Origin of the sequence: Sinorhizobium sp. NFACC03, assembly GCF_900103435.1 — a bacterium.
Taxonomy (GTDB): Bacteria; Pseudomonadota; Alphaproteobacteria; order Rhizobiales; family Rhizobiaceae; genus Ensifer.
Genome location: NZ_FMXF01000014.1, coordinates 68,187 through 84,167, shown reverse-complemented (window position 1 = coordinate 84,167; position 15,981 = coordinate 68,187). Strand labels below are relative to the sequence as shown.

At 62.6% G+C, this 15,981-nt stretch carries 19 protein-coding genes; 6 read left to right on the top strand and 13 right to left on the bottom strand.

The window, feature by feature from the left end; genetic code table 11:
- Positions 1–38 precede the first annotated feature (38 nt).
- Positions 39–503, top strand: coding sequence for a preQ(1) synthase (queF, locus tag BLU35_RS18515; protein WP_057253061.1), 465 nt, complete (start codon positions 39–41; stop codon positions 501–503).
- A 20-nt stretch (positions 504–523) separates the two neighbouring features.
- Here queF and BLU35_RS36690 read toward each other — a convergent pair whose 3' ends face one another.
- Both BLU35_RS36690 and BLU35_RS18505 read right to left on the bottom strand, forming a co-directional pair.
- On the bottom strand, positions 524–1,039 hold the full coding sequence (locus BLU35_RS36690) for a chloramphenicol phosphotransferase CPT family protein (RefSeq protein WP_162727965.1): 516 nt from the start codon (positions 1,037–1,039) through the stop codon (positions 524–526).
- A gap of 11 nt (positions 1,040–1,050) precedes the next feature.
- Positions 1,051–1,629, bottom strand: coding sequence for a HupE/UreJ family protein (locus BLU35_RS18505; protein ID WP_093233994.1), 579 nt, complete (start codon positions 1,627–1,629; stop codon positions 1,051–1,053).
- 238 nt (positions 1,630–1,867) lie between these two features.
- Here BLU35_RS18505 and BLU35_RS18500 point away from each other — a divergent pair, with 238 nt between their 5' ends.
- Positions 1,868–2,455: an ATP-dependent Clp protease proteolytic subunit gene (locus tag BLU35_RS18500; protein WP_057253064.1), complete on the top strand. Its 588-nt coding sequence runs from the start codon at positions 1,868–1,870 to the stop codon at positions 2,453–2,455.
- A gap of 408 nt (positions 2,456–2,863) precedes the next feature.
- Positions 2,864–4,573 carry a 2-isopropylmalate synthase gene (leuA, locus tag BLU35_RS18490; protein ID WP_057253066.1) on the top strand — a complete coding sequence of 570 codons (1,710 nt, stop codon included), beginning with the start codon at positions 2,864–2,866 and terminating at the stop codon, positions 4,571–4,573.
- Between the two features lie 112 nt (positions 4,574–4,685).
- Here leuA and BLU35_RS18485 read toward each other — a convergent pair whose 3' ends face one another.
- From BLU35_RS18485 to BLU35_RS18465, 5 genes are all read right to left on the bottom strand, one after another.
- Positions 4,686–5,066: a DUF6481 family protein gene (locus BLU35_RS18485; RefSeq protein ID WP_057253069.1), complete on the bottom strand. Its 381-nt coding sequence runs from the start codon at positions 5,064–5,066 to the stop codon at positions 4,686–4,688.
- 37 nt (positions 5,067–5,103) lie between these two features.
- Positions 5,104–5,328, bottom strand: coding sequence for a hypothetical protein (locus BLU35_RS18480; RefSeq protein ID WP_057253071.1), 225 nt, complete (start codon positions 5,326–5,328; stop codon positions 5,104–5,106).
- A 184-nt stretch (positions 5,329–5,512) separates the two neighbouring features.
- Positions 5,513–5,722 (bottom strand): cold-shock protein, encoded by a 210-nt coding sequence (locus tag BLU35_RS18475; protein WP_053248201.1) that lies wholly within the window; start codon positions 5,720–5,722, stop codon positions 5,513–5,515.
- 477 nt (positions 5,723–6,199) lie between these two features.
- Positions 6,200–7,027, bottom strand: a complete 828-nt coding sequence (locus BLU35_RS18470) for an anti-sigma factor family protein (RefSeq protein ID WP_093233993.1) — start codon at positions 7,025–7,027, stop codon at positions 6,200–6,202.
- A 3-nt stretch (positions 7,028–7,030) separates the two neighbouring features.
- Complete coding sequence (locus tag BLU35_RS18465) at positions 7,031–7,549, bottom strand: RNA polymerase sigma factor (protein WP_058326532.1); 519 nt, start codon at positions 7,547–7,549, stop codon at positions 7,031–7,033.
- A 375-nt stretch (positions 7,550–7,924) separates the two neighbouring features.
- On the opposite strand from BLU35_RS18465, the gene BLU35_RS18460 reads away from it, so the two are divergent.
- Positions 7,925–8,782 carry a DUF3313 domain-containing protein gene (locus BLU35_RS18460; protein ID WP_176907307.1) on the top strand — a complete coding sequence of 286 codons (858 nt, stop codon included), beginning with the start codon at positions 7,925–7,927 and terminating at the stop codon, positions 8,780–8,782.
- 99 nt (positions 8,783–8,881) lie between these two features.
- Here the strand turns inward: BLU35_RS18460 and BLU35_RS18455 are convergent, their stop codons facing one another.
- Both BLU35_RS18455 and BLU35_RS18450 read right to left on the bottom strand, forming a co-directional pair.
- Positions 8,882–9,433: a tetratricopeptide repeat protein gene (locus tag BLU35_RS18455; RefSeq protein WP_057253080.1), complete on the bottom strand. Its 552-nt coding sequence runs from the start codon at positions 9,431–9,433 to the stop codon at positions 8,882–8,884.
- A 235-nt stretch (positions 9,434–9,668) separates the two neighbouring features.
- Entirely contained in the window at positions 9,669–10,571 is a 903-nt protein-coding gene (locus BLU35_RS18450; protein WP_093233991.1) for a metallophosphoesterase family protein, read from the bottom strand.
- A 71-nt stretch (positions 10,572–10,642) separates the two neighbouring features.
- On the opposite strand from BLU35_RS18450, the gene BLU35_RS18445 reads away from it, so the two are divergent.
- Complete coding sequence (locus BLU35_RS18445; protein WP_093234033.1) at positions 10,643–11,152, top strand: NUDIX domain-containing protein; 510 nt, start codon at positions 10,643–10,645, stop codon at positions 11,150–11,152.
- A 28-nt stretch (positions 11,153–11,180) separates the two neighbouring features.
- On the opposite strand, the gene BLU35_RS18440 is transcribed toward BLU35_RS18445, so the two are convergent.
- Positions 11,181–12,158 carry a glutathione S-transferase family protein gene (locus BLU35_RS18440; RefSeq protein WP_057253083.1) on the bottom strand — a complete coding sequence of 326 codons (978 nt, stop codon included), beginning with the start codon at positions 12,156–12,158 and terminating at the stop codon, positions 11,181–11,183.
- Between the two features lie 259 nt (positions 12,159–12,417).
- On the opposite strand from BLU35_RS18440, the gene BLU35_RS18435 reads away from it, so the two are divergent.
- Positions 12,418–12,963 carry a GNAT family N-acetyltransferase gene (locus BLU35_RS18435; RefSeq protein ID WP_093233990.1) on the top strand — a complete coding sequence of 182 codons (546 nt, stop codon included), beginning with the start codon at positions 12,418–12,420 and terminating at the stop codon, positions 12,961–12,963.
- Between the two features lie 42 nt (positions 12,964–13,005).
- Here the strand turns inward: BLU35_RS18435 and BLU35_RS18430 are convergent, their stop codons facing one another.
- Genes BLU35_RS18430 through BLU35_RS18420 form a run of 3 tightly spaced genes read right to left on the bottom strand, consistent with a single transcriptional unit; the run spans position 13,006 to position 15,978 of the window.
- On the bottom strand, positions 13,006–13,428 hold the full coding sequence (locus BLU35_RS18430) for a GNAT family N-acetyltransferase (protein WP_093233989.1): 423 nt from the start codon (positions 13,426–13,428) through the stop codon (positions 13,006–13,008).
- Positions 13,429–13,438: 10 nt separating this feature from the next.
- The gene (locus BLU35_RS18425) at positions 13,439–13,912 is read right to left on the bottom strand and encodes a GNAT family N-acetyltransferase (protein ID WP_057253089.1); all 474 of its coding nucleotides are present in this window, start codon (positions 13,910–13,912) and stop codon (positions 13,439–13,441) included.
- Entirely contained in the window at positions 13,909–15,978 is a 2,070-nt protein-coding gene (locus tag BLU35_RS18420) for a hypothetical protein (RefSeq protein WP_093233988.1), read from the bottom strand. The genes BLU35_RS18425 and BLU35_RS18420 overlap by 4 nt, the downstream gene beginning before the upstream one ends.
- Positions 15,979–15,981 lie beyond the last annotated feature (3 nt).

Sequence of the window (15,981 nt, the reverse complement as noted above, 5' to 3'; positions counted from 1 at the left end):
GAACCCACGCGCGGATGTTCTCACGGAGCAACAGGCAAATGAGCAAGACTGACGTATCTGGCCTCTCGCAATTGGGCGCGAAGGTCGACCTGCCGCAGAGCCCGGAAGAGGCGGTGCTGGAGCGGGTGCCGAGCGGCAACAAGGGCAAGGACTATCTGGTGCGCTTCACCGCGCCGGAGTTCACCTCGCTCTGCCCGATGACCGGGCAGCCGGATTTCGCCCATATCGTCATCGACTATGTGCCGGATGAGTGGCTGGTGGAATCGAAGTCGCTGAAACTGTTCCTGCACTCCTTCCGCAACCACGGCGCCTTTCACGAGGACTGCACCATCGAGATCGCCCAGCGGCTGGTCTCGCTGCTTTCGCCACGCTGGCTCCGCATCGGCGCCTATTGGTACCCGCGTGGCGGTATCCCGATCGACGTCTTCTGGCAGACCGGCAAGCCGCCGGAGGGCCTGTGGCTGCCCGATCAGGGCGTGCCGACCTATCGCGGTCGCGGGTAAGGGAAAAAGCGGGGTCTCCGCTACGGCTTGAAAGCCCGGCGTTGGCGCCAGGCATCAGCGATGCGCGCGGCAACCTGATCGGTTGGTTCGTGCGTATCCACTTCGAGGTCGTAGTTGCAGTGGGCATGCGTCTTGAGGTGAAACCGGGCTTCACCGATCGTGCGATCGCCGCGCTCGCGACGCTCAAGGTCTTCGATAGGCGCATGAACGCCGATCCAGAAGACGTCCAGATGTGCTGTCAGTTTTCTGATCTCGTCGGACCAGCTTTTCTCCTCGACGATATGCTCGACGATCAGATCGTTGCCGGCCTCGGCGAAAGCCGCAATCGAGCGGTGAAATCCGTCGAAGAACCTGTTGCGTTCGCCGCGCATCCCATGGTGCATGCCACGCTTGAGCACCCGAAAGCCGGCGTCGGCAAGCTGATCTGACGCATAGTAGCAGAAGGGCTCCGGGAGGATTTCCCGGAGCGCCTTTGCCAGCGTGGATTTTCCGGAACTGGACGTGCCGTTCAGAAAGATAATGCGTCCGTGCTGCACGTTTCCTGATCTCAGCCGAAGATCAGGGCTGCACCCGCAACTGCCGTCAGCCCGCCGAGGATGCGCGCCAGCACGTTGCCGCCGGAAAGGCGCTGAAGGGCGATGCCGAGACCGATGCCGGCTACATGAAGCGCTGCGGTGGCGAAGATGAAACCGATCGAGAAGGCAAGCGCGCCGGCGCTGCCAAGCTCACCGCCATGGGCGTGGCCGTGGAAGAGGGCAAAGACGCCGACGATGGCCGCCGATGCCGCGGTGTCGAGACGCACCGCCATCGCGACGAGCAGGCCGAGTGCGACCACAGAGGCCAAGATCGCCGGCTCGACGAAGGGCAGGCCGACGCCGGCCATGGCGAGCGCGAAGCCCACCGCCATCATGGAGACGAAGGCCGTCGGCACGATCCACAGTGCCCGGCCGCCAATCTGGGCGGCCCAGAGGCCGACGGCGACCATGACGAGGATATGGTCGAGGCCGAAGAGCGGATGCGAGAAGCCGGCCGCAAACGAGCCGTTTTCTTCCGGGTTGAGGTGGGCGAAGGCCGGGGCGGCGGAAGCGATCAGCGCCGCGGCAGCAATCAGGATGCGTCTGTTCATGCGTGTCCCCATTGATCGGCGAGGCCTGGGAGGATGGCCCCGTTCTGAATGTTTGGCGCGGTTGATTCTATTGGCCTTTGTCCACCTGTCTATACGGCATTTGGCGGTAGGTGTTTTTACCATAAGCGAAGTGCGCCTTGCCGCTTTGTCGCCGCTTCGGTTTGTTGCATTGTCTTCGGCGTCGAGTCGCATTATCTGACTTTGACTGAAGACTTCATGAGACGCCGGAGAAACACGGATGTACGACAACGACGACGAGGACGACAAGAAGACCGAATTGCCGCTCGGCAAGGAAACGGAGGCGAACCTTTTCAAGTCGCGTTCGATTTTCATCTACGGCACGATCACCCAGGAACTGGCGCAGAAAGTGTGCTCGCAGCTCGTGGCGCTTGCGTCGGCCAGCGATGAGGACATCCGTCTCTTCGTCAGTTCGCCGGGCGGCCACGTCGAATCCGGCGACAGCATTCACGACATGATCAAGTTCGTGAAGCCGAAGGTCTGGACGATCGGCACCGGCTGGGTCGCATCCGCCGGCGCGCTGATTTATGTCGGCGTTCCCAAGGAGCGTCGCCTTTGCCTGCCGAACACCCGCTTCCTGCTTCACCAACCGTCGGGCGGCACCCGCGGCATGGCTTCGGACATCGAGATCCAGGCACGCGAAATCATCAAGATGAACGAGCGCCTCAACAAGATCTTCTCCGAAGCGACCGGCCAGACGGTCGAAAAGATCGCCAAGGACACCGAGCGCGATTACTGGCTGTCGGCTGAAGAGGCCAAGAGCTATGGTCTCGTGTCGCGCATCATCACCTCGGCTGCGGACATCTGAGTTCGCTCAGCCGAACGGATATGAAGGGCACCTGCATCGCGGCGGTGCCCTTTTCTTTTGCAGCGACCTGCGCGCATTGTGCCGCTTGCTCCGGTTCGGCAAGCCGTGTATAGGCTTTGACCATGACCAAGGCCGACGCACACCAGATCGCTACGATCTCTGCTGCACACGATGACAATCGTGCGCCGCTGCGCGCCTTCGCCTCGCTTCTTCTTCTCGGCCTTACTCGCGGTTGCCGGGTTCGCTGAGGAGCGCCCGGCGGCCGAAAAGCCACGCCGGCGGATGCTCCTCGACCCCACAAGAGTTTTAGGACAAAGGCGCGCCCGCCGCTCCATTTGCCATCGCAATCCGGTCCCCGATCGGTTATGGCAATGCGGCCAGAGCGCTCAGTGATGAAGAGAAGCTGCAATGATCCAGAAATCCCATTCCATCAAGAACGGCATGCCGGAAGCATCGGTGAAGTATCAGCCTTACCCGCAGATCGCACTCACCGACCGCACCTGGCCGTCGAAGACGATCACCAAGGCGCCGATCTGGTGCTCGGTCGACCTGCGCGACGGTAACCAGTCGCTGATCGACCCGATGGGTCACGATCGCAAGGCCCGTATGTTCCAGCTGCTGCTCGACATGGGCTTCAAGGAAATCGAGATCGGCTTCCCCTCGGCCTCGCAGACCGACTTCGACTTTGCCCGCTGGTGCATCGAAGAGGGTAACGTCGCCAAGGACGTGTCGCTGCAGGTGCTGGTGCAGTGCCGGCCCGAGTTGATCACCCGCACCTTCGAGGCGCTCGAAGGCGCCCACCAGCCCATCGTGCACTTCTACAATTCCACCAGTGAATTGCAGCGCCGCGTGGTCTTCGCCAAGGACGTCGCCGGCATCAAGCAGATTGCCACCGACGCTGCCAAGATGATCACCGACATGGCGGCCAAGGCCGGTGGCGGCTACCGCTTCGAGTATTCGCCCGAGAGCTTTACCGGCACCGAACTCGAAGTGGCGCTGGAGATCTGCAATGCGGTCACCGAAATCGTCAAGCCGACTCCCGAAAACAAGCTGATCCTGAACCTGCCCTCGACCGTCGAGATGGCGACGCCGAACATCTATGCCGACCAGATCGAATGGATGTGCCGCAACCTCGACAACCGCGAAAACCTGATCATCTCGCTGCACCCGCACAACGACCGCGGCACCGGCATTGCCGCCACCGAGCTCGGCCTGATGGCTGGCGCCGACCGCGTCGAAGGCACGCTGTTCGGCAATGGCGAGCGCACCGGCAACGTCGACGTCGTCACCCTGGCGCTGAACATGTTCACGCAAGGCGTCGACCCGCAGCTCGACTGCTCGGACATCGAGCGGATCAAGGAAGTCTACGAATACTCCAACCAGATGGTCATTCCGGAGCGCCATCCATACGTCGGCGAGCTGGTCTATACGGCCTTCTCTGGTTCGCACCAGGACGCGATCAACAAAGGCATGAAGGCGATCAAGACGGCCAACAAGCCGCTCTGGGAAGTGCCGTATCTGCCAATTGATCCGCGCGACGTCGGCCGTTCCTACGAGGCGATCATCCGCATCAACTCGCAGTCGGGCAAGGGCGGCATCGCCTACATCCTGCAGGAGGATTACGGCATCAACCTGCCGCGCAACCTCCAGGTCGAGTTCCGCGAAGACATCCAGCGCATTACCGACGAGGAAGGCAAGGAGGTGCCCTCCAGGCGCATCCACGAGCGCTTCATCGAGCGCTATGTCGAGCAGCCGGGCGCGCGCATCAAGTTCGTCGATCACCACACCTATCCGGTCGGCGAGCACAAGGGCGTGCGCGTGGTGGCCGCCGAGATCACCGACAATGGCGAGGTGAAGCGCATCGAAGGCAAGGGCACCGGCCCGATCGACGGCTTCATCAACGCGCTGTCGATCTACCTCGGCATCGATCTTTCGGTCGCTGACTATTCCGAGCACTCACTGCAGCATGGCTCCAACGCGGCGGCCATCGCCTATGTCGAGATGGAGCATCCGGGCGGAAAACTGTTCGGTGCCGGTATCAATACCAACATCGTTGCCGCCTCGCTCGAAGCGATCGTGTCGGCGGCGAACCGCGTTCTGGAAATGAAGCGCGGCTGATCAACAAAAACGCCGCGTGCCCTCAATGGACGGGCGGCGTTCTCGATCAATCGTTGAGACAGGGCAGTCGCAGCTCGGCATGACGGCGTCATGCCGACGCGCCGGTCGTCTGTTATGCCTGCCGCGCCTTGCGGTTGGCGTAGCGCCGGTCGCGTTCGGCCTTGCGAGCGGCCTCGTCCTCGATCACGCGCGAAATGCGGCTCCGGTCAGCGGCCTCGCGTGCCTCGGTCTCGGCTCTAGCAGCGGCTGCGATGGCGGCCTCGCGCTCTGCCGCCTCGGCCTGCAAACGCTCGCGCTCCTCGGCCTTCGCCCGTTCGCGACCAGCGCGCCGTTCCTCGCGGGCGGCAGCGACTGCCTGACGCTCGGCCTGGCGGGCGAGCTGGGTCGGTTCTGCGGCTTCCTTTGCCGCGCGGTAGGCTTCAAGAAGCGCTTTCTTCGCATCGGCAGCGGCGCTGCGACGGTCGGTGAGTTCACTGTTTCTGATGTTTCTCAAGTCTCTCTTCCAGTTGAGGTGTCACCCTGACTGAAGGTCAGGTTTTTCTGACGCGTTTCGAAATGGGGGCGGCAGCACCCGCCAGACGATCTTGCAATTCCTTCGCCAGGCGTGCTTCGCGCAGGCGCGAGGTCTTCTCTTCGCGTGCCTGGACGATGGCGTCGAGTTCCTCGACTGCGCTGCCTCGAGCAAAGAATTGCGATTGCTCCTTGGCAAAGGCAATCTCGGCCCGCTGGCGCGATTTGGTGTGGGTCTCTGTCATGGGGGATCCCGATCTTACAGGCGCGTCGACGGCAGTCACGTCATTCCCGATGTGCAACGCAGTCGCGGGAACGTGCATTCGATGCGCGGAAATAAAAAAGGCCAGGCATATTGCCTGACCTTGATGGGTATCATGCTCTCGGCAGTGCCAGTACATCCGTGGTCAAGGGAGAGCCGATACCGATTCAGGCCGCCTGAAGATTGCAGGCCGACATCTTGCCCGACTTGTTGTCGCGCTCCATGTCGTAGGAGACCTTCTGGCCTTCGACGATTTCGCGCATGCCAGCGCGTTCGACGGCGGAGATGTGGACGAAGGCGTCCGGGCCGCCGTTGTCAGGCTGAATGAAGCCGAAGCCCTTGGTGGAATTAAACCATTTAACTGTGCCGGTGGTCATGATGAACCCTCTCATAGCATATTGAACGACCGCGACGCGGGAGCGCTGCGGATGGTGATAGCGATTTTTGAAAGGAAGGTTCGTTCAGGGCGCAGTTGCTAGATGCGCGGTAACCAAAGCTTAGCAAGCAAATATCGATTTGCCAGAGATAGAGGTAAAGTATTGCAATGTCAACCTTTGGTTTTTTCTTGCCGATTTTTGCCAATTTTGCGGGAGCTGTGACGCTGCAATTCGGACTCAATATTTGGCCATCGCGGTAGTGTATTTTGCGACGTGGTCGCAGGTGTAACCGTTTGGTTGCCTACACAAATTTCTGCTTGCTCCAAATATGGGCGCAGGAATTATGCTTTCTGCCGACCGCGGCCGATGTCTGCTTTTCATGGCAGCGAAATCCCCCTTGGCAACTGGTGTTGCCAAGGGGGCGGCTCCAGAATTTTCGTGTTGGTTGCGGCAAAGCCAAGCTTTGAAGGCGTGAACTCAGATCGTCGCGGCGGCGGCCTCGGCGATATCCTGCATCCCGACATGGGCGGAAGGGCCGACGAGCACGAAGGAGGCGCCACCTCTCTGCCAGGAGACCATGCCGAGATCATCGCGGATGCTCTCGTCAAAATCGTTCGACTGCGGGCCGGTGGTATTCTTGAGGAAGCAGATCGCGAAGATCTCGCCCTCAGTGCTGCGGTAAACGAGCTGTGCCACGGGTTTGCCGTTCGCCACCAGCAGACGGGCGCCTGCGAAGGTCAGGCCCTTGCCGCCAAGCTGCGGAATCTTGAAGGGAACGCCGACGCTGGACGCAAGCCAGGTCTCGATCTTGGGAGCCTCGGAGGCGGGAACCTCGACGAGATGCTCTTTCTGGCGCGAATAGATGCGGTGGTAGTCGGCGATATCGTCCAGCCAGCCGCGCGCCGCTGCCACTTCGGCCGGTTCGCCCACATTGTTTGCCGTGCCGATGACGAAGCCGGCCGAACCGCCGAGCAGCATCAGTGCAACCGATGCGGCAAGCACGCGCGGCCAGATGCGCACGTTTCTGACGTTGGCGGCTGTCGCCGTCACGCGTTCGGTTTTGGGGCTGACACCGGGACCCTGCTTGATCTGTCGCACCAGGGCCAGCGGCACGGGGTCGTGCAGAAAATCCTCAAAGGCCGTATCGCCGAAGCTGCTGCCGGCTTTCAGCTTTTCGAACAAAGCCTTGGCGTCTTCGTCGCGGGCGAGAAGCGCGTCGAGTTCATTTCGTTCCGCTTCGCCGATCTCACCGTCGATATAGGCGGATAGGCGAACTTCGAGTGCGTGACCCTTTGTCTGTTGCAACGGTCAGGCCCTCCTTTCGGTATTCTCGGAGATCATGGCGGCAAGCCTGAGGCGCGCCGTCGACAGCCTGCTCATGACAGTGCCGATCGGAATGCCGAGGATGTCGGCCGTCTCGCGGTAGCTATGGCCTTCGACGTTGACCAGCAGGAACACGCTCGCCAGGCCTTCGGGCATCGACAGGATCATCTTCTGCAACTGGTTGGCGTAGACGGCCTTTTCGGCCGAAGCCTCGATGCTGAGCTCTTCCTGGCCGAGCGCATCGACCGTGCCGCTGCCGGCGCGGACCTTGCGCTTGCGAATCTCGTCGACCCAGAGGTTGCGCGTCATCGCATAGACCCAGCTTTCCAGCCGGCCTTCTCCGTTCCACAGGTGGCTGCGCGTGATCGCGCGCTCGCAGGCTTCCTGGACGAGGTCGTCGGCATCATTGGCGTTGCGCGTCAGCGTCATCGCGAACCGACGCAATTTGGGCAGGAGACTGACCAAGTCGCGTCTGAAGTCCTTCGTTTCTGCCGCTGGACGCATTGCTCTTCCAAATGAAACGTGCCGGATCGTGCATTTATTCGCGGTGCGAGGCACGAGCCGGATGATATGAAACATTTGCCCCTTAGTCTGCAAGGGAAGTGCCGGAACGGGAAGCAAATTCTGCTGCTTCATAGCGTCTTTTCCCAAAAAGCTTTTGCTTGCCGGCCGCCGTTAACCGAGGACTTCGTTACCGTAAACTGCACCGCCACCCCGAGATCGCGTCAAAGTTCGGCCCGAATCTGGCTGGACCCCATGGCACAACTGCAGGTCGATGTCGGGGACACGCCAATGAACGCACAGCATCCTAGCAAGAGAATGAACGCCGCTCGGATCAGGGGCGGCCGATGGGGCAGCGCCCAGCTTCGGCGAGGGGCCATGGCCATGCGCATTGGTGCGGTGGTTCCGCTGCTTGTGGGCCTTGCCGCATGCCAGAGCGCTGAGGTCATCGAAACCGGATCACTATCGTCCTACAAGGATTTCGTCGCCAGCGACGGGATGGTGACCAAGACGAAGTATCGGGTGGATGCCGCCTCGACCAAGAACGTCAAGACGGTGCACGTGATCCCGACGACCTTCGCGGCCAATGCCGATCTCGACAAGCTTGGAGATCCGCAGAGGAAACTGGTGGCGACGGCGATCGACCGGTCGCTCTGCGAGGCATTGAGTGCGCAGTTCGATGTCGTGCCGATATCGAAGCCGGCGGATATGGCCGTGCGCTCCGTGATCAGCAAGGTCAAATCGACAAATGCCGTTGTTGCGGGCGTGTCGACCGTCACCTCGGCGGTCGCTCCCGTTCCGGTTCCGCGCATTCCGATCGGTCTCGGAAGTCTCGCAGTCGAGGCGGAGGCTTTCGACGCGCGGGGCAAGCAGATCGCCGGGCTGACATGGGCGCGCGGTGCCAACATCCTCACCAATGGTTCCCGCGCATCGACGGCTGCCGACGCCTTTGAGCTTGCCGGAGATTTTTCGGGCGATTTCAGTGCGTTGCTGGAAAAATCGGGTGACCCGATGAAATCCGACTTCGAACTGCCTTCGATGAAGAACGTCAAGAGCAGCGTCGCCTATGCGGTGACCGGCAAACCCTCCGATCCCGATTGTGCTGTTTTCGGCAAAGGATCCGGCCTCGGCGGCATCGCTGGCGGCGCGCTCGGTCTGCCGCCGGAATGGTCGGAGAAGAAGAACGAGAACGCGCCCATTGCAAGTGGCACCAGCGTGGCCGCAAAGAAGGGCTAGAAAACCAATCCCGGTGCGTCTCTTGCGCTCTCGGAGCTCTGTCGTTTGGCGCTGCATTCGAGGTGGCGCCCAGCGCCACCTCGTGCTCCCGATGCGTGGTCAGTACTGGCGGACGCCGCCAAGCGACTGCAACAGTGCGCGGTAGGCCCAGGTGTTCTCCCCGCCGCGATCGCGGATCTCGACGAGCTGCACGCGTGCTTCCTCGACGTGTCCCTGTTCGATCAGCGCCTGGCCCATGTAGGAGCGCGCGAGAATGTAGTTCTCGTCGGCCTGGAGCGCGCGCTTGTAGTACTGCATGCCGAGTTCCATGCGGCCGGCCTTGCGGTTGGAATAGCCGAGATAGTTGAGGACGCGGGCGCTCTTCTGGTCCTTGACCGCGCCGAGTACCTTGATGGAATTTTCATACTGGCCGGCATAGGCGAGCTCGCGGGCGGCCTGGAACAGGATATCGTCGCTGAGGTCGCTTTTCTTGGCGTTGACGCAGGCATTCTTCTTTGCGTCCCACACCTTGCCATCCGTGCATTCGCTGGTCGTCTTGGTCTTCTTGGGCGGTTCGCTGGTGTCTTCGCCGGCTGCCATCACGGCCTGCGCCATGAAGCTGGTTGCGCCGGCCACAATCAGGGCGCCAAGCAGGGCCTTTCGGTACATCATGCCATCTCCCGTTCTTCGCGCATGCCCTTGAAAGCCCGCGCGTCGTTTCAAAATGATCGCGTGTCCTTGACGCTCCGAAAGGAGGTGAGCCGCCGTCGGGCGGCTTCAGCCACGAAGCATGCCAGAAGACAATGCACACCACCAGCGGGCGGCGCACGACTGGGGTATGACGCATGAATGCGGGAAAATATTCGCCGGGCGATGAATATTCTGCGAAGTGGCCCGCCTGACGGCTTCAGAAACGCGTCGTTTCGGCGAGTGTCACCGTCGTTGCATCGCCGTTCAGCGCATAGCGTTCGCGCGTCAGCTGCCAATTGCCCGGCTCGCCGGTGATGGTGAAGAGGTTATAGGCTGCTGGCGGCTTGTGGCCGCCCGGGCCTTGCGAGGCCGAGGCGATGCCAACGACCGGGACCGGTGCATTCTGGCCCTTCAGCCAGTAGACGGTGTTGAGATGGGTGTGGCCATGGATCACGAGCTCCGCACCGCCCGAGGAAATCGTCGCGGCGAAACGGCGGATGCCGATCATGCGCTTGTGCATCGAGGCCGCGCCGCGGATCGGCGGGTGGTGGATCATGACGATGCGAAAGAGGCCCGCTTCGCCGGCGGCCCGCAGCATGTTGACGGCCGCGCGTGCCTGCCGCTGGCCGAAATAGCCGCTTGCGGCAAAGGGGGGCGTTGCGACAGCGGTCGAGCAGCCGATCAGCGCGACCGGTCCGCGCACCCGCATATAGGGAAAGCAACGGTGCCGGTCGTGCCAATGAGCCGGCGCATCGTCGCCCCGCATGTAGGGATACCAGGCACGGGTGGTCTTTTCGTAGGCGCCCGGCACATAGGCGTCATGGTTGCCCGGAACGATGGAAATGTTCTCCGGCTTGCCGGCATCCGTCAGCCATTCGGTCACTGCCTTGATCTCAAGCGAAGACGCGAGGTTCACGAGATCGCCTGTCATCGCCAGATGGTCAGGATCCTTCTTCTCGATATCCGCCAGCAGGGTGTCGAGCGTGCCGGTAAAGAAATGCCGGCTGCGGTTGCGGTGCCAGTTGACGAAACCGGTGATGCGCTTCGACGCGAGCTCCCTTAAGGACAATTCGGGCAGGGGCCCGAGATGGACATCGGAGATATGGGCAAGTTTGAACATCGCCCCCGTCTAGCGCATATTCCGGCCGAGGGGAATCAGGTCGCCCGATGAATCGCGTGCGGGCCGAAAACATGGGAAGGACGAGACGACTGAACGAGCAACGGCCACCGGAGATGCGGCGCTGGTATCTCCGGCTCCTGATGCGGCTCGCGCATGGCTATTACGCCCTTGCGCGCGGCATGACGATCGGCGTGCGCGCTGCCTGTTTCGATGACGAGGGCCGGGTTTTTCTCGTGCGCCATTCCTATCTGCCGGGCTGGCACCTGCCGGGTGGGGGGCTCGATCGCGACGAAGCCTCGATTAACGGGCTGCTGCGGGAGCTGCGCGAAGAGGGAAATCTGGAGGCAACGGCGCCGCCGGTGCTCATCCAGGTCTACTACAACAGGCGCACGAGCCGCCGCGACCATGTCGTCTTCTACCGCTGCGACGGCGTCAGGCAGACCACGCCGAAGACACCGGATCTGGAGATCGCCGCGAGCGGCTTCTTCACGCTCGATGCGCTGCCGGAGGATACCACGCCGGCGACGCGTCGCCGGCTTGCGGAACTCGCCGGCAGCGCTGCCTTCGACATTCACTGGTAGAGGCGGTCCAGCCGCTCGAACAATCGGTCTACAGCCTCTCGCGTCCGTGCGGGGAGGTGAGGTCGAGCACCGGACCCACTGGCACGACGCCGGTCGGGTTGATGGTCGTGTGGCTGCGGTAGTAGTGCTCCTTGATGTGGCGCATATCGACGGTCTCGGCCACGCCCGGGACTTGGTAAAGCTCCCGGAGGTAACCTTGCAGGTTCGGATAGTCGGCGATCCGGCGGATGTTGCACTTGAAGTGGCCGACATAGACCGGATCGAAACGCACCAGCGTGGTGAACAGGCGCCAGTCGGCCTCGGTGAGGCGGCTGCCGGTCAGATAGCGATGCGACGCGAGGCGTTCTTCCAGCTTGTCGAGCCGGGAAAAGAGCGCGGTGACGCTCTCCTCGTAGGCGGCCTGCGTGGTGGCAAAGCCCGCCTTGTAAACCCCGTTGTTGACGTCGTTGTAGACGTCGGCATTCAACGCATCGATTTCGGCGCGCAGTTCTTCCGGGTAGAAGTCGGTCGTCGAGCCGGTCAGCCCGTCGAAGGCGGAATTGAACATGCGGATGATCTCGGAGGATTCGTTCGAGACGATGGTGTTTTGCTGCTTGTCCCAGAGAATCGGTACGGTCACGCGGCCGGAATAGTGGGCATCGGCGCGGGTATAGATCTGCCACAGCGCCTTCGATCCGAAGAGATGGTCGCCAGTGCCGATGCCACCGTCCTTGAACTCCCAGCCCTGGGCGAGCATCAGCGGATCGACGACCGAAACGGAAATGAGGTCCTCCAGCTTCTTCAGCTTGCGGAAGATCAGCGTGCGGTGCGCCCAGGGGCAGGCGAGCGAAACATAGAGATGATAGCGACCGGCCTCCGCCTTGAAGCCGCCGTCGCCGCTCGGGCCCGCGGACCCGTCTGCCGTCACCCAGTTGCGAAACTGCGAAGCGCTGCGCTTGAAATGGCCGTTCGTTGCCACGGTATCGTACCAGACGTCCTGCCAGACGCCGTCCACCAACCTGCCCATATTGAAATCTCCTTCGTGATCCTTGCGCTCATAGATAGCGCTTCCAGCGGCGTCCGATAGATGGCGAAATCCGAACAGTGCGTTTTAGACTTTGACAGCGGGCATTTTTCTGATATCGGCGAACTCACAACTTTTTTCGTGTTGGAAGAAACCGCACTGATGATGTTCTCGGGAAACCTGCGACGACGCTGATGCTGCCAACGCCCGCTTCGGGCGAAGCCATCCCTATGTCTGTTCGCATGCCTGGTTTCTCGATCCCATGAAAAAGCACGATCTCGTCTACCTGACCGAAGACGCGTCCCATGACGCAGCCATCGAAATCATCAATGAAGAAGCCTTCGGCCCCGGCCGGTTTGCCCGGGCGGCCGCGCGCATCCGCGAGCAGGGGCCGCATGATCGGTCGCTCTCCTTCATCTGTACCGACTATGGCGAGACGATCGCATCGGTCAGGATGACGCCTGTGTTTGCGGGCACTGTCAGAGGTCATCTACTCGGGCCACTCGCTGTCCGGCCGTCGCACAAGAACCAGGGCATCGGCCGGGAACTGGTGCGCATCGCCGTCGAGGCGGCGCGGCGGAAGGGTTCGGAAGCGGTGATCCTCGTCGGTGACCCGCCCTATTATCAGCCACTCGGTTTCGAGAAGGTGCGCTACGCCGCGCTCGAGTTTCCGGGGCCGGTCGACCCAGCGCGGGTGCTCGTCGTGCCGATGGCCGAGGGCGTGCATGCCGGCCTTGCCGGTATCATCGGCTGGCGGGACGATGCGGCGGCGTCCGCCGTGCCGCTCGATCTGCTGCTCGCGGTCTGAGATTACAGCGACCTTTGTGCGTTCAATTGAACGCACGACGCTCTAGCTGGCGGCGGGCGATTTCTTCAGGAAGACCCGGGTGCGGCCGATGGGGAAATCGACCAGTTCACCGAAGGCCTGGTAACCCTGGCGTTCGTAGGCCCGCCGGGCTTGCGGGTTGAAGGTATCGATCCAGGCACTGTGGCAGCCGCGGCGTCGAGCTTCGTCTTCCGCCGCCTGAAGCAGCTTGCCGGCAAGGCCCTGGCCACGAAGATCCTCCGGCAGCCACAGCCACTGCACGAAGAGCCAGCCCCAGCCGGTGTGGCCGTTCAAGCCACCGCGTTGCCCCTTCGCCTGGGGACCGCCGACGAGAATGGCGAGCGGTCGCCGCTCCGACGGGCCGACATCGGCGGCATTGAAGGCCGTGAGGCCATTGCCGATCGCTTCCAGCGCCTCGGCCGGAGGCGCGTCCGTTACCTCGAACATCGAAAACCTTTCACGCACGGCGCATGCTGAAGACGTCGAGGCGATCCTCGCCCACGTCCTTTTCATCGAGCCGCCAGCCGAGGCGCTCGTAGAAGGCGCGCTTGCCGGGAAGGGCGCAGAGATGCACGGCCTCCGCGCCGGAATCGAGCGCCGCACGGGCGGCCTTCAGCACGATGTCGCCGCCGATGCCGGTGCCGCGGAACGGCGGGTCGACCCAGACGGCCGCCACCCAAGGGGTGAGATCCGGCCGCTCCTCGAGGTCCGAGGCGATCACCGAGGCGGTGCCGACGAAGCGATCTCCGGCGTGCGCCACCAGGCAAAGGGATTCTGCATCTTCGGTGAGGCTCTCCTGCAGCAGGCAGGTAATATGGCTCAGAGGAAAGCCCTGCGGTTCCCACCAGGCGCGCCAGATGCGGTCGGCCACGGCATCGAAGAAATGTGGTGTGTCGCGAAGGTCGCTGACGACGACGGTCCGTTCGGTCATCGTCCCTCGCGATACCAGGTGGCGGAGATCAGGAAGAGCAGTGCCGCAAGCCCGAGGAGGCCGGTAAACAGCGGCAGCGAGTTGATGCCCTTCAGCACGGTTTCGTCGGTCATGCGGATCGAGAGGCGCTGGTCGTCGGCCGAGCGTATCGAGCCCCTGACCGGCAGGACCGTGGGCAGATCGAGCGGCCCGTCGGCGCTTGCGAGACGCCGCACCAGTCCCTTGGTCTTCTCCGCCCACGGGCGCAACTTGTCCTCGGTCGAGATCGCCGCCTTGAACTCGGGCGCATTGGGATCGCCGACATGGGCAAGGGCCGTGAGTTCACCATTGGCCATCTCGAACAGACCGGTCTCGGTCGTGGCGAGTTCTGCCGAATAGAGACCCGGCTGGCGCTCCGTCAACTTCACGTCCTGCTTTTGACCCGAGGGTGAGACGAGCGAAACGGGACCCGGGTCGCCGTCGATCGTCTGACGGGTGATTTCCAGCGTGCGGCCCCGGGCGCGTGCCGTCAGCGCCTCTTCCTCGAGCGAGGGCTCCTGCATCAACCAATGGGCGGTGCGGCGATAGAGCGAGACATGCGGACCGCCGCCTTCAAAGCCGCGGGCCCAAAGCCAACCCTGGTCGGAGAGCAGCATGGCGACGCGGCCCTTGCCGACGCGGTTGAGCACGAGCAGCGGCTTGCCGTCGGCCGCTTCCATCACCGTATTGCCCTCAGGCCTGTCGACATCGACCGTGCGGAACCAACGGCCCCAGTGCGGCGGCTCGCTGTCGGAGCCTTCGAGGCCGCGGGTTACCGGATGTTTCTTCCCTTCCTCCGACAGGCGGGGGAAGAAGGCCTTCTCGTTCATCACACCCGTGGGTGCGGCCGGCAGCACGGCCGAGAGCGGCGTTGCGGCGATCGAATCGTCGCCGGCGTGTTCCGGCCCGGCGGCAATCAGAAGCGCGCCGCCGTTCTCCACATATTGCGCGATGTTGTCGTAGTAGAGGATCGGCAGCAGGCCACGATGCTGGTAGCGATCGAGGATGATCAGGTCGAACTCGTTGATCTTGTCGACGAACAGTTCACGCGTCGGGAACGCGATCAGCGACAGTTCGTTGATCGGCGTACCATCCTGCTTTTCCTGCGGGCGCAGAATGGTGAAGTGCACGAGATCGACCGCGGCGTCGGATTTCAGGAGATTACGCCAGGCACGCTCACCGGCATGAGGCTCGCCGGACACAAGCAGCACGCGCAGATTTTCGCGAATGCCGTCGAGCACGTGAACCGCACGGTTGTTGGTCGTGGTCACTTCGCCTGGAACCGCATCCACCGCAAATTCGAGCACGTTGTTGCCGCCGCGCGTAACCTTGAAGCTGAAGGGAACGTCGGTGCCCGGCTCGGCCCGTTCCCGGGCGATTTCGTTGCCGTTGAGGCGGATGCTGACTTCCGCGGTCCCGCCGGGTGCGGCGCCGTCGTCGACAACCCGGAACGAGAGCTTCTGCTCTTCGCCGACGATGCCGAAACGCGGCGGGTTGATGAGCTCGACGCGCCGGTCGAACTCATCAGGCTTGCCGGTGATCAGGCCATGAACCGGGGCGTCGAAACCCAGTTTGCGGCTGACATCGGGCACGTCGTGGATCTGGCCATCGGTCACGAAGATGGCGCCGCCGATGCGCGCTGGCGGAACATCGGAGAGCGCTGTCGTAAGTGTGGTGAAGAGGTTGGTCGCCGGCGAGACGCTCGCCGGATCGGTCTTGGCCTCGACGATACGCGGCTCGATGAGCGGTATCGCCGCCAGCCGCGCCTTCAGGCCCTCGACCGCACGATCGGTCTGCTCGGTGCGGTCGCCATTCTGCTGGCTCTGGCTGCGGTCAACCACGATCGCGACGATCGTCGAGAGCGGATCACGCAGTTCGACGAAGATGGAAGGATTGGCGATCGCCAGGGCGAGTGCGGCCAAGGCGAGGGCGCGCAGCCAGGCGCCGCGTATCTTTCGCCACAGACCGTAGCCGATGAACAGCGCCGCGACGATCAGAAGCGGCACGAAGAACACCAGTGGAAGCAGCGGAGCAAAACCATAAGTCATCGA